Annotated in this window: 11 protein-coding genes; 5 read left to right on the top strand and 6 right to left on the bottom strand. The window is 43.4% G+C overall.

The annotated features are described in order from the left end of the window. The first annotated feature begins 29 nt into the window (after window positions 1–29). Window positions 30–3,542, top strand: a complete 3,513-nt coding sequence (locus ACR42H_RS13755) for a S8 family serine peptidase (RefSeq protein WP_436371193.1) — start codon at window positions 30–32, stop codon at window positions 3,540–3,542. 61 nt (window positions 3,543–3,603) lie between these two features. On the opposite strand, the gene ACR42H_RS13750 is transcribed toward ACR42H_RS13755, so the two are convergent. Together ACR42H_RS13750 and ACR42H_RS13745 are read right to left on the bottom strand one after the other, a co-directional pair. Next, window positions 3,604–4,806 carry an MFS transporter gene (locus ACR42H_RS13750; RefSeq protein WP_113881116.1) on the bottom strand — a complete coding sequence of 401 codons (1,203 nt, stop codon included), beginning with the start codon at window positions 4,804–4,806 and terminating at the stop codon, window positions 3,604–3,606. A gap of 1 nt (window position 4,807) precedes the next feature. Next, a complete protein-coding gene (locus ACR42H_RS13745; RefSeq protein WP_113881115.1) occupies window positions 4,808–5,203 on the bottom strand; it encodes a MarR family winged helix-turn-helix transcriptional regulator in 396 nt (131 codons plus the stop codon). Window positions 5,204–5,594: 391 nt separating this feature from the next. Here ACR42H_RS13745 and ACR42H_RS13740 point away from each other — a divergent pair, with 391 nt between their 5' ends. The 4 genes from ACR42H_RS13740 (at window position 5,595) to ACR42H_RS13725 (ending at window position 8,764) form a co-directional block, all read left to right on the top strand. Beyond that, window positions 5,595–6,314 carry a GTP pyrophosphokinase gene (locus tag ACR42H_RS13740; RefSeq protein ID WP_436371190.1) on the top strand — a complete coding sequence of 240 codons (720 nt, stop codon included), beginning with the start codon at window positions 5,595–5,597 and terminating at the stop codon, window positions 6,312–6,314. A 14-nt stretch (window positions 6,315–6,328) separates the two neighbouring features. After that, on the top strand, window positions 6,329–6,754 hold the full coding sequence (locus ACR42H_RS13735) for a DUF5392 family protein (protein WP_113881113.1): 426 nt from the start codon (window positions 6,329–6,331) through the stop codon (window positions 6,752–6,754). A 13-nt stretch (window positions 6,755–6,767) separates the two neighbouring features. Next, entirely contained in the window at window positions 6,768–7,376 is a 609-nt protein-coding gene (locus tag ACR42H_RS13730) for a TetR/AcrR family transcriptional regulator (RefSeq protein WP_113881112.1), read from the top strand. 122 nt (window positions 7,377–7,498) lie between these two features. Next, the gene (locus ACR42H_RS13725; protein ID WP_436376788.1) at window positions 7,499–8,764 is read left to right on the top strand and encodes an L-lactate MFS transporter; all 1,266 of its coding nucleotides are present in this window, start codon (window positions 7,499–7,501) and stop codon (window positions 8,762–8,764) included. Window positions 8,765–8,937: 173 nt separating this feature from the next. Here ACR42H_RS13725 and ACR42H_RS13720 read toward each other — a convergent pair whose 3' ends face one another. Genes ACR42H_RS13720 through fdhF form a run of 4 tightly spaced genes read right to left on the bottom strand, consistent with a single transcriptional unit; the run spans window position 8,938 to window position 12,775 of the window. Continuing rightward, window positions 8,938–9,069: a hypothetical protein gene (locus ACR42H_RS13720; protein WP_436376786.1), complete on the bottom strand. Its 132-nt coding sequence runs from the start codon at window positions 9,067–9,069 to the stop codon at window positions 8,938–8,940. A gap of 12 nt (window positions 9,070–9,081) precedes the next feature. Continuing rightward, window positions 9,082–9,297 carry a heavy-metal-associated domain-containing protein gene (locus ACR42H_RS13715; protein WP_113881110.1) on the bottom strand — a complete coding sequence of 72 codons (216 nt, stop codon included), beginning with the start codon at window positions 9,295–9,297 and terminating at the stop codon, window positions 9,082–9,084. Window positions 9,298–9,303: 6 nt separating this feature from the next. After that, window positions 9,304–9,810, bottom strand: coding sequence for a DUF1641 domain-containing protein (locus ACR42H_RS13710; protein ID WP_436376784.1), 507 nt, complete (start codon window positions 9,808–9,810; stop codon window positions 9,304–9,306). Continuing rightward, window positions 9,785–12,775, bottom strand: a complete 2,991-nt coding sequence (gene fdhF / locus ACR42H_RS13705) for a formate dehydrogenase subunit alpha (RefSeq protein WP_436376782.1) — start codon at window positions 12,773–12,775, stop codon at window positions 9,785–9,787. Before fdhF ends, ACR42H_RS13710 begins: the two co-directional genes overlap by 26 nt. Window positions 12,776–13,215: the final 440 nt, after the last annotated feature.

The raw sequence follows: 13,215 nt of genomic DNA, 5'->3' as shown, positions 1-13,215 counted from the left end.
AATCTTTCTAGAGGAGAGGGCGGAGAGAAATGAAATTGAAAAAAGGGGTACCCTATAAAGTGCTGGCTTCTGCATTGGCAGCAGCAATGCTATTCGGGGGAACAGTCTCGGCACAAGGAGCTCAGGATGACCAAATCGAGGCACCAAGTGTTGAAGACATTGTTAAGCAGGGGCAGAAAATATTTTTGGAACAGCAATATCAGGCTGATGCCAAGGCAGTGGACAAGCTGGGATATAAGAACCTGACAGAAAAAGGGTTAACGAAACCATATAAGCCAAATGAAATATTACGTGTCATTGTTGAGGTCGAGCAGCCGGCAGGTACTGAAAAAACGAAACAAAGCAAAAAAAGTAAAATGAAGGCAAAACAAGACGAGGTTATATCAGCGCTTTCCAAGAAAAAATCTTTCAAGAAAGTGAAGCATCGCTTTTTTGAGGGGTTTAATGGTTTCAGTCTGGAAACCGAGTTTCGTAATGTAAAAGAAATTCAGGAATTCCCAGGTGTCACAAACGTACATATTGCCAGAACATTTCAGCCATCCATGGGTGCCAGCAAGGAATTAGTGCAGGCACAGAAGGTTTGGGAGGCGCATGGCTATGAAGGTGAAGGGCTGCTTGTTGCTGTAGTTGACTCCGGATTGGACTATACACACCAGGATATGACATTGACTGATGAAGGGAAAGAAAAGCAGAAGTGGTCTGAGGGAGGAATCAACGCAAAACTCGCTGAAACGGCTATTAATGACGTCTGGTATAGTGACAAAGTACCGACAGGATATGACTGGGCAGATGAAGATACAGATGTCATTCCCCGCGGACAATATGGAAGTCCGCATGGTATGCACGTGGCGGGTACTGTAGGCGCTAATGGGGATGAAGAAAGCGATGGGGTAAAGGGGATTGCTCCGGGTGTACAGTTATTAGCTGAAAAAGTATTTTCTGATAATGGCGGAGGAGCTTATGAAGATGATATTATTGCTGGAATTGAACACGCTGTGGCAATGGGGGCTGACGTCATTAACATGAGTCTTGGATCAGATGCAGGCTTTGTTGGAGAAGAAAATGATCCAATCCAAAAGTCAATCCGGGAAGCAACTGAACAGGGCACCCTCGTGGTAGCAGCTGGAGGCAACTCATCCTATAGCACAAATAATAATATTATGGATGCCTCTGCCAAGCCGTATGCAGAAAATCCGGATATTGGAACAGTAGGAGAACCTTCTGTAAGTCCATTTGCGCTATCCGTATCATCCTATGAAAATACTAAATTGCATATGAATGCACTTACTGATGAAAACGGTTTGCAGCTTCCATACCAGGATCAGACCCATGTAAACTTCAAGCTATCAAAAATTCTAACATCAGGAGAAAGCTATGAAATGGTCTATGTAGGGGAAGGGAAGACGGCTGATTTTGCCGGAAAAGATGTTGCCGGCAAAATAGTTGTAGCAAAACCAAATCAGAAATATGGTTTATATTCATATGTACAATCTGAAGCCAGAAAAAATGGTGCCAAGGCGGTTATCCTTGTACCGCCACATGACGAAGCTGATTATCCTTTCTTGTTTTTTAGCCCGTACTTAACTCCTGCAGCAACAACCAGCAAGAAGGATGGGAATGCTTTAATTTCGCAGCTGTCCAAGGGACAAACAGTGAAGATGCAGATGAGCAAAGGTGTTTGGTTGGATAATGCTGATAAAGATAACATGTCAGACTTTTCATCTTTTGGAACGCCGCACACACTTGACTTCAAGCCTGAGTTATCAGCTCCAGGCGGAGGGATTTATTCAACTGTTCCGGGCAATGAATATGAAATAATGAGCGGGACCTCCATGGCAGCACCTCATGTCGCAGGCGGATCAGCTTTGCTGCTTCAGGCTTTATATGAAAAAGGATTGCCGCAATCCAAAGAAACGGCATTAAAAGCGAAAATCGCCTTAATGAATACGTCAAAAATCATTCAGGATCCGCGGGCAAACAGCCAGGTCCCTTACTCACCACGCGTACAGGGAAGCGGATTAATGCAAATACAAAATGCGATCAAAACACCTGTACTTGTCACAAATAAAAATGCTCCTTTGGAACAGGCAGGAGCGGTTGCTCTTAAGGAGATTAATGAGAAAGCACACTTCAAACTGAATGTCGAAGCACTTCGGAATGCTGATGTGAAAGAACTGGAATATAAAGTGTTCGTTGATGTTTTAACAGACGAAACTGAAACAAAAGAGTATGACTTGGATAATGATGGCAAATTAGATGCCAAGGAATATTTAACAATGACCAGCAAGCGGATGTCAGGGGCTTCTGCCATCGTAAATGGAGAAAAAGTGACCAATGAAAAAGGAAAAACATTAAAAGTTAAGCCAGGACAAAACAAAAGTCTGGATGTACAGATTCAATTGCCGGATAGCCTAAAAAAGGGCACATTTGTCGAAGGATATGTCCGTCTTGTACCAACAGGTGAAAACAGTGATGCCGCTGTGCCGCTAACAGTTCCATATATGGGATACTTTGGACAATGGGACAAGCCGCAAAACCTCGACCCAGCTGCCTGGGAAAAAGAAGCTTTCTTAGGGTATACAGTCCTATGGAACGATGAAGGAGCACAGTTTCCGATGGGATATGATCCGTATACTGGTACATTTAATATGGATCGTATTGTGATTTCGCCAAATGCAGTTTTGCCAGGTGTTTTCCCAACTTTTACAGCTCTCCGCAATTTACAAAAGACAGAAATGTACGTGGAGAATGATAAAGGGGAAATGATCAACTATTTAGGCGACTTCAGTGAATATACAGGCAAGCCTTGGAAGTTCCGCAAAAATATCATGGCCTTCCGTGACTATATGATTAACGGCTATTTATGGGACGTTAAGGATCAAAACGGGAATACCGTTAAAGATGGCTCTTATCAATATGTAATCAAAACAACACTTGATTACAAAGATGCCAAACCTCAGGAAGTAAGGCTTCCGGTTCACGTAGACTCAGTTGCACCAATCGTCTCGGATATTCAAGTACAGCCAAAGGACGGCCAATATGAGATTTCCTTTAAATCAGAAGATAACGAAGGGGGAAGCGGCTATAATGGTGCAATCATCTGGTATAACGGGAAGTATATGCCGCTCGAACCTGGTAAAACTTCAGCCCTTGTAAAAGAAGAACCGAAGAGCGTTGTCGTAATGGGTGTCGACCATGCATTTAACCAGAGCTTTGCTGTATGGGGGGATCCTTCCTATATTAATGAAGAAATGCTGGTGAGCTACTTCAGTGTTTATCCTAATAAAAATGTGAATGCAAATACGCCTGCCGGCATCAATGCATTTGCAAACAACCGCGTAAACTGGACAGTGAACATTAAAGATGAAGCAGGAAAAACCGTTGACACTATCAGTGTGGAAAACGAACATGAAATTCACTTGAAGTGGACTCCAGATGCAGATCTTCCAAATGGGACTTACACCATTAATGCGGATGTCTCAAGTAAGCAGGGCTTTAAAGTGACCACGAATCCTAAAACGGTTACAGTATTTCAGAACTAAAATATCAAGAGCCATGGACGGTAAAAGTCCATGGCTCTTGATATTTTGAAATGATTTAGAATCAAGCTGAAACAGATGTGTTCAATTTTTTTAAGGCGGCAGCTTCTTTCTTCCCATGAAGGAAATAATACAAAATGGCTGATAATAAAACAAAGACTGCCATCATTCCATAGAGTTTGCCATATCCTGTAATTGGAATAATGAATCCCAGCAAATAGGGACCAAATCCCAAGCCTGCATCAAGAAAGATAAAAAATGTTGACGTCGCCAATCCCATCCGATGTGCAGGTGTCAGCTTGACGGCCACTGCCTGGGTGCAGGACTGCATATTACCAAAGCCCAGCCCAATTAGCGCTCCAGCCAAAAGCAAGGTAAAACTGCTGTTCGCTGTACTAAGCACAAACATGCCTGCCGCAAATAAAATAAAAGCGGGGTACATAACATAGTTTGCTCCTTTAAGATCCATCAGACGCCCGGTAAATGGCCGTGAAACCAAGACAGCGGCCGAGTAAATGAGAAAGAAAAAGCTCGCGGCCTTGACTAAGCCGACTTCTATCGCAAAAAAATTGATAAAAGAGAGGACCCCGGAATAACCGAATGCGATTGCCAGTGTGATGAATGCAATCGGGACTGCTTTTGGCTCGATAAAGCTGGAAATTTGGAAGCCCTGCTTTTTCACACCTGAGGCTTCTATTGCAGGAACGTATAAAAAGAAGGATGTTATCAGAGCAATGATGCCAATGGCCAGACAGAAGACAAAAATCATTTGGAAAGAAACTTTTTGCATCATCAATAAACCAATAAATGGCCCAACAGCTGTGGCCAGAGTTGTGCTCATGCTGAAGTAGCCAATTCCTTCCCCTTTGCGTGCTGCCGGAATAATTTGTGCAGCGATGGTCCCAGTCGCCGTACTCGCCACGCCTAAAGCAATGCCGTGTATAAACCTGGTAACCAGCAGGAAACCAATACCAATGTTGACGAAATATAAAAGAGTCGTAAGCGTAAAAAAGATCAATCCGATAAAAAGTGTTTTCTTACGTCCGATGTTATCAATGGCTCGCCCGATATATAGCCTGCCAATGAGCGTTCCAATAATAAAGATGCCCGTTACAAGCCCGGCCTGGCTAGTTGAGGCGCTATAGTAATCCACTGCAAAGACAGCAATGGTTACCATCAGCAAATAGAAAATCAATGTTAAGAAAAAATTAACGGATGAAACGATTATAAAATCCTTTGTCCAAAGCTTCGGTCTAGGCTGATTCAATTTATAACTCTCCCTGCATTAAATTTTTGCGGATTTCGCTCATAAGACGAATCCCTTCCAACTGTTCCTCCTCTGAAATTCCTCTTAGAATTTCCTGTTCAAATTCATCAATAGCTGCGCGGACTTCCTGATAAACCTTCCTGCCAGTATCGGTCAGCTGCATTCTTTTTTCCCGTTTGTCTTTAGTCGGAACAGGTTCTAAAAACCCCATTTCCTCCAATTTTGCAATCGTCCTTGTCACCGTTGGTTTTTCAACGCCAAGGTAATGTGAAAGCTCCACCAATGTAACTGAGGCATCATTATTCAAGTAATACATAATGGACCATTGAGCCCGATATAATTGATGCTTGCTTAACGCATTGTTCAGCCTATTCTCAAATGGGCGATACAACAGCACAAGTTGATGAAAAAACCTCTGAAATGTTTCGATCTGAAAAACCTCCCAATTTAGTTACTTTGAGTAATAGTTATCGAGAGTAACTAATTATATATTATACAGCTCTAATCGTTGACATGTAAATAGGCAATACCTTTGATTCTAAAACAGCCCCATAAATCAAAAAAAGGCAAATTTGTGACACAATGTCATACTGTGTTGACGTGTGACACGATGTCATATACAATTCAATTGTAAGGATGACACAGTGTCACATCGAGGTGAAAGCTTTGTCCAAAATTCAAATGATTATTTCTAATTTGCAGAAACAGGGAGTAAATGCTGCAATCTGCAAAAAGCCATCCAGTTTTATGCCGCCAAAAAAACAAGGCAAAAATTCAAAGGAGTCCATATGGCCACAAATACGCCTGAACAAATTACATTGAAGGAACTAAGGACAGATTTAGTGCGTTTTATGATGTCCCACAAGTTCGCATTGGAAGAAATAAACACGAGAATAAATATCCTGAAAGAAGAATTTCAGTATGTGCATGACTATAATCCGATCGAGCATGTAAAATCACGAATTAAATCTCCAGAAAGTATATTTAAAAAGCTGCAAAGAAAAAAATTGGAGATCTCCTTAGAATCCATTAAGCAAAATATTAGGGATATTGCGGGCGTCCGCATTACATGTTCCTTTATATCAGACATTTATAAAATCAAAGCCATGCTTGAAGGCCAGAAAGATATAACGGTGCTCGAATGCAGGGATTATATTCAGCATCCAAAGCCAAATGGCTACCAGAGCCTTCATCTGATTATCCAGCTCCCCATTTTTATGTCTGACAGGGAAGAGATGGTTCCTGTAGAGATTCAAATCAGGACGATTGCCATGGACTTCTGGGCGAGCCTCGAGCACAAGATTTACTACAAGTACAATAAAGAAGTTCCGCAAAGAATAGTGAATGAACTGAAAGAGGCAGCTGACACGGCTTCACGCCTCGATCGGAAAATGGAAAACATCCATGAGGAAATGATTGGTCTGAAACAGCTGGAAGATGATGAAGCCATGATTTTTTCGCCTGAAAGCCTGCAATTCCTGCTGGCCAATAAAGGGATAAAAACTTAAAGGAGACGAAATAGATGCAAGTATGGACAGATATGCCGAATTTCGTAAAAAGAGAACTGGAGCAGCTTGAAGAAAAAGTATCTCCCATTATGAAAAAAGCATCCAGATATATTTTTTGGTCAACACCCTTGATTATTCTGTCATTAATCAATCTCATGACCTTGTTTTTCACCGTTCAGGATGAGAAAACATCACCGTTAGCCATCCTGATTTACGCCATAATTGGTGCGCTCGGATTTGCCCTTTCTAAAGAAGGGAAACATCTGCAGCTGGAAATTCAAAAACTGAGCTCACAGTACATTAGAGAACGGATTACTAAAAGCCAATGGGCTACTGATCATGTTAAAACGAGATATCAAGCATTAATCAATGAGAATCCCAGAAAGGCAGTCCCTTATTTTATCCAATTCTTAAAGGAGGAAAAAAGAGACTGGCAGTAAGGAGGAACCGGACTTGCCAAAAATTACTTTTTTCAATTTGCCTGAAGACAAACGGGAAAACTTAGTCCATGCAGCCAAAAAGGAATTTGCCCGCGTCCCGCTTTATCAGGCATCTATATCCAATATCATAAAAGATGCCAAAATCCCCCGCGGCAGCTTTTATCAGTATTTTGACGATAAAGAAGATGCCTTTTTCTACTTATTGAATAGCCATGTTTCTTCCTATAAGCAGCACTTTCTGGAAACACTGCGCAAAAATAATGGCGATATTTTTGATGCGATGATCGACTTTTATACAACCATCATTACGGAGGTAAAAGAAAATCTGCAGTTTCTGAGGAATTTATTTCTAAATATGACGCATCGAATCGAAAATGTTATGGCGAGAAGCTTCGGTGAAAATGACCTGAATGAGGATTTTAAGAAAATCAGCAATCTGATAAATAAGGAGCGGCTGAATATACAGGACGAGGATGAACTTTTTCATATGATGCAGATCATTTCCTCTGTCACATTCCACAATATCGTGAAAAAATTTGCGGGGGAACTGCCATTCGAAGAAGCTTTGAATAATTACAGAACAGAAATCTATTTATTAAAAAAAGGGTTTGTATCAGGGTAAATTTCGGAAAGCCTGTCTCTAAAAGGATTAGAGACAGGCTTTTTTGGGAAGGTAAAAAATAGCATGGAGCTTATTCCTTATTAGGGGAATAAATAAAACAATATTCAGGAAAGGGGTTAGTTATGGCGAACAAGAATAGATGGCTGATTGCCCTTTCAGCTGTCGCCATTCATTTATCAATAGGTTCGGTGTATGCTTACAGCGTTTATCAAAACCCATTAAAAGAAACGCTTGGCTGGGAAAAAACCGACGTCTCACTGGCATTTACCATTGCGATTTTTATCCTTGGGATTGCGGCAGCCTTTTTTGGCCGGTTTGTAGAAAAGCGGGGACCAAGAGTTTCAGCCATGATTGCCGCAGTCTTCTTTGGAATCGGTATTATTGGGTCCGGATTTGCCATACAGTTGGAGAACTATGTCCTATTCCTGATTTTCTTCGGTGTCATTGGGGGACTGGGTCTCGGCTTCGGCTATATTGCACCTGTCTCCACATTGGTTAAGTGGTTTCCTGACAGAAGGGGACTTGCCACAGGAATGGCAGTTATGGGATTCGGTGCAGGGGCACTGATCACAAGCCCCATTGCAAGCAGATTAATGATCGCAACTTCGATTCCGACAACCTTCTATGTCCTGGGAATCAGTTATTTTATTCTGATGATTTTGGGAGCGCTTTATATCGCAAAGCCGCCTGAAGGATGGGCACCTGAAGGAATGGAGGAGAACAGGGAAGAGCGGCCTGTTAAGGCAGATCTGGCACAGCTGAATGCCAATGAAGCGATTAAAACCAAGCGTTTCTGGCTTCTATGGATCATGATGTTTATCAATATTTCTGCAGGTATCATGATTCTCTCAGTTGCAGCACCAATGGCCCAGGAAATCACTGGGGCAAGCGCCATCACGGCTGCAGGCATTGTCGGCATTATGGGCCTCTTTAATGGAGGCGGAAGAATAGGCTGGGCATCCGCATCAGATTACCTTGGAAGAGGAAATACATATATGACCTTCTTCCTGATCCAGGTTGCTGCATTCTTCATTCTTCCATTTATTTCAAACTCATTGATCTTTTCTGTATTCCTCTATATCATTGTTTCATGCTATGGAGGTGGATTTGCATCGCTTCCGGCCTTTATTGGAGACCTGTTTGGAACCAAACAGCTTGGCGCGATTCATGGTTATCTGCTTACCTCTTGGTCCATCGCCGGAGTGGTCGGCCCTATGCTCGTATCCAGCATATATGAAAATACGCAAAGCTATACGATTACTTTCTATGTATTTGGCACCATGCTTGCCATTGGCTTCATCGTCTCACTCTTGATGAAGCGCGATATCAAGAAAATCAGAACTGCAAAGAAGGAAAAACGGGCAAGCGGGCAGCTTGTTACTGAATAAACCGAAAAGCAGAAGCGCCTTGCCCATCCCCCGACCAGCACAAGACGAGCCGCGCGGTGCCTTTTTGAGAGGATTGATTTTTGATCTCGAGTGGGCAGGCTGCTTGCGCTGGATTGTTCTCGAAGTTCAAAATGCCAGAGAAAAACTCCTGCCGGATTAGCTGGCAGGAGTCTTTATTCATTATCAAATGAAAATGGATGAACACGGTCATTGGAGCAATCCGGGCAAATGATCAGCATATCAAAGCTGTATTTATCTTCCTCCGTTTCCTCCCTGTGCCCGCAGATTTCACAGACATTTGCCAAAGAAACACCCCCTTATTCATCGTTTGACAGAATGTTATATCCGCAGTCTTTGATTGCCTGTTCAAAATCCATGAAGGAAGCAGCATCTTCATCAAATGAAATGACTGCTTCACCATTCCTGGAATTCAGCTTAATCTTCCGGACACCCCAGACATCATTCAGAGCTTTGCTTAGTTTTTCTTCATCTGCCTGATCCATGTTTTCGATGGATACTGTCCGAGTAATCATTCAAAATCACTCTCCTGTTTTATAATGACTGTGCTCTTTTCCCATTTCCCTGCCCATTCCTTTAAGAAATCCAAGCATAGAATTGATGGCCAGATTAATATCAGGATCGCGCAAGGCTTTCATAAGCCCGAGCACTCCGGTTTTTTCATTCCTTTTCATCACTTCTGCAGATTCACCAAGTCCTTTAGTAACAGCACTCATCATGATATTCATCTGCTGGGGATCGAGGGAGCCAAGAAAATCGACGGTATTAAAACCGTTGCGGATGATATTGTGCATGTTCGGCTGGTTTACCTGGTCAATCGCAATGGAAGCTACTTTTTCTTTCGAATGCAGTAATCCTTGAATAATATCAAGTATTCCAGATTTTTGCAGCTGTCCCATGATATCAATGGCCTTTGTGATGGCCTCCCGATTCTGGCTAAGCTGCGTTAAAAGACCAGCTATATCCTGAGCTTGTTCTTCCTGGGCTGAAGGCTGAACCAGCTCAATTTGCTTGATCGCTTTCGCCATCGTAGATACCCTCCTTTTTCAGCAATTCCGGAATGGAGATAAAATCTTCCCGGCTCCATTTTTTTTCTGTTTCTACCCCAATATGCGGCTGAGGGTTCCCAAACCTGAAATTGTGATGAGGAAGCGGTGGGTCGCCGTCCCGTTCCAGCACTTCCATTTTCACCTGCATTTCCTTGTAGTTGGGCGTATGTGTAATTTTGTCATGATAGCTGCTGGTCAGCTTGTTGACTGCTCCCATTCCTTCAGTTGTATGCATTGGCAAATACAGTTCTTTACCCTTTACCTGATCTGTCACCCAAACTTTAACTTTGACATGGCCGTAAGGGGAGGTGAGGCGTACTAGACTGCCTGATTTGATATTCCGTTCGTCTGCCAGCTCAGGAGAAACTTCCAGCCATAGCTCCGGCACCTTATAGGAAATGCCTTCGGATTGATAGGTCATATTGCCTTCATGGAAATGCTCCAGAATTCTTCCATTATTCAAGTGAAGGTCGTACTCCTCTCCGGCTTCAAAAGGAGGAGTCCAATCCACTGTGATTAAGCGGGCTTTTCCATCCGGAAAATGGAACTTTTCCTTATAAAGCAATGGTGTATCCGTTCCATCTGGAGCAACAGGCCAAACAAGGCTTTCCCAGTTTTCAAGGCGCTTGTAGCTGACACCGGCAAATACAGGCGAAAGCTTAGCGGCTTCATCCATGATTTCACTTGGATCTTTATAAGTCCAGTCTGCTCCGAGCTTATTCGCAAGTTCCTGAAAAATGAACCAATCAGGTTTGCTGTCCCCTAGCGGTTCGAAAACTTTATTAAATTTTTGGATCCGCCGCTCTGTATTCGTGAAGGTTCCATCTTTTTCAAGGCTTGGCGCTGCCGGCAGAATCACATCCGCAAATTGGGCCGTCTTCGAAAAGAAAATATCCTGCACGACAAAGAAATCCAGTTTTTCAAACGCTTCGTGTACATAATTGATATTCGAATCCACAAGGCCCATTTCTTCCCCAAAGAGATACATAGCTTTTACTTTGCCAGCCTGGATGGCTTCTACAATCTGATGATTGTTGAGACCAGGGTTTTTAGGGAGTTCAGTGCCCCAGGCTTGTTCAAAGCGGTTGCGGATTTCATCATTTTCTATTGGCTGATATCCCGGAAGCCAGGTAGGCATTGTGCCAAAATCACTCGCTCCTTGGACATTATTGTGGCCGCGAAGCGGGTAAGCTCCTGCGCCTGGTTTGCCAAAATTGCCTGTAACTAAAAGAAGGTTACTGATCGCGGTGCTTGTATCTGTGCCGCCTAAGTGCTGCGTAACACCCATTGCCCATAAAATGCAGGTACCGTTTGCATCATGAATCATTTCAGCAATCCTGATTAATGTTTTCTTTGAAATACCGGTTACTTCCTCTGCATAATCAAGCGTGAATTTTTCAAGGGATTGAATGTATTCATCCGCATGGTTGACACGGGTGTTAAGGAATTCGCGGTCTTCCCACCCCTGGTCGATAAAGTATTTAGTGACAGCAGAGAGCCAGACAAGATCGGTTCCCGGTTTTGGATGAATATGCAAATCAGCCCGCTCTGCCAAATCATTTTTCCGGAGGTCGGCTACAATCAGCTTTTGGTCCGCCAATTTATGCGCCCGTTTAATCCGTGTTGCCAGAACAGGGTGTGATTCTGCCGGGTTCGCACCGACAACAATGATTAAATCCGAGCTTGCAATATCCTTCATCGTTCCGGAGTCACCGCCAATGCCGACTGTACGGATAAGACCCATGGAAGCGGGTGTCTGACAGTATCTAGAACAGTTATCAATATTGTTCGTTTTAAAAATGGCCCTGGCAAGCTTTTGAAACAGATAATTTTCCTCGTTGGAACATTTGGAAGATGCGATAAAACCGAGGGCATCCGGTCCATTTTCTTCTTTGATGTCAGTGAATTTTTCCGCAATCAGAGAGAGGGCCTCATCCCATGTGGCTTCAAAGAATTTTTCGCCTTTTCTGATTAGAGGCTTGGTGAGGCGTTCTTTGCTGTTCACAAAGCTCCAGCCGAACTTTCCTTTCACACAAGTCGAAATTCCATTAACAGGAGCTTCAGGGGACGGCTGAATTTTGAGAATTTCCCGGTCTTTCGTCCAAACCTCGAAGCTGCAGCCGACCCCGCAATAAGTACAGACTGTCTTTGTCCGCTTAATACGGGATTCCCGCATCGCTGCCTCTACATTGGAAATTGCAAAAATCTCTTTATAGCCAGGCTCAACTTCTTTCGTTAAATCAATCATCGGCTCAAGAAGAGGCTTTGGAATATTCGTGAGATAGCCGGCTTTGCCGAGCATTGATTTCTCCATTAATGCATTGCAGGGGCAAACTGTCACACAATGCCCGCAGGATACGCAGGAGGATTCATTTATGGGCACATCCTGATCCCAAATCACGCGCGGCTGCTCCCGGTCCCAGGCGATGCTCAGAACCTCGCTCACCTGCACATCCTGGCATGCCTCCACACAAAGCCCGCATAGAATGCACTGATCCGGCTCATACCGGTAAAAGGGATTCGAAGCATCCTGAGGGTAGGGCTTTGGCTTAAATTCATACTTCTGATGCTCAATCTTAAAATGCTCCGCTGTATTATGCACTACACAATTTCCATTATTGTTATCGCAAACCGTGCAATATAGCTCATGATTTTTCAAGATGCGGGACATACCCTCAAGCTGGGCTTCCTTAGCCAGCTCCGAAACAGAACTTACCCTCAGATTCGGCTCAGCCTTCGTCCCACAAGACCGTTTTAGCTCTCCATCAATTTCTACGTAGCATGTATCGCAAGTCTGAATGACGCCAACTCCTAAATCCGGCTGGGAAGAACAAATCCCCGGGAGAAAATAATTATGATCCCGCGCTGCCTCAAAAATCGACTGTCCCGGTTTTGCTTCAATTTCCTTTTCATCCAGGTAAAAAGTGAATTTTCCTCCGTTCATACAGCACCACCACCTATTCATTCATCCTATTTAAAAAGTATTTGTTAAAAGTGGGAAATGTATTACAAAATGGCCGGAATTGGCAGGGGTTGAAAATAGAAAGTGGGCGCTATGGGTCAAAAGATGAAGACTGTCGCCATAGGTGGTTTATAAAAGTCCAGAAATGGAGAGATGAATAGAAAATGATCGCCATAAGGAGTCTTGGAGCCCAAAAATGGAGAGCGGAGGAGAAAATGGTCGCTATAGAGGGGGGATGAAGCCCAAAAATGGAGAGGCGGGAAGAAAACGGTCGCCATAAAGGCGTCATGAAGCCCAAAATTCAGAGAGAGCGGAGAAAACGCTCGCCATAGAGGAATCATGAAGCCCAAAATTCAGAGAGAGCGGAGAAAACGCTCGCCATAGAGGAATCATGAAGCCAAATAATAAGAGAGAGCGAAGAA

The sequence above is a fragment of the Cytobacillus sp. BC1816 genome (assembly GCF_051353635.1).
Lineage (GTDB): Bacteria > Bacillota > Bacilli > Bacillales > Cytobacillaceae > Cytobacillus > Cytobacillus oceanisediminis_C.
The sequence above is the reverse complement of the archived record's forward strand: the minus strand, read 5'-3'. Positions and strand labels throughout refer to the sequence as shown.

Coding starts and splice junctions, on each gene's coding strand:
- ACR42H_RS13755 (WP_436371193.1), top strand. CDS start 30: ATGAAATTGAAAAAAGGGGTACCCTATAAAGTGCTGGCTTCTGCATTG.
- ACR42H_RS13740 (WP_436371190.1), top strand. CDS start 5,595: ATGGCCACAAATACGCCTGAACAAATTACATTGAAGGAACTAAGGACA.
- ACR42H_RS13735 (WP_113881113.1), top strand. CDS start 6,329: ATGCAAGTATGGACAGATATGCCGAATTTCGTAAAAAGAGAACTGGAG.
- ACR42H_RS13725 (WP_436376788.1), top strand. CDS start 7,499: ATGGCGAACAAGAATAGATGGCTGATTGCCCTTTCAGCTGTCGCCATT.
- ACR42H_RS13715 (WP_113881110.1), bottom strand. CDS start 9,297: ATGATTACTCGGACAGTATCCATCGAAAACATGGATCAGGCAGATGAA.
- ACR42H_RS13710 (WP_436376784.1), bottom strand. CDS start 9,810: ATGGCGAAAGCGATCAAGCAAATTGAGCTGGTTCAGCCTTCAGCCCAG.
- fdhF (WP_436376782.1), bottom strand. CDS start 12,775: ATGAACGGAGGAAAATTCACTTTTTACCTGGATGAAAAGGAAATTGAA.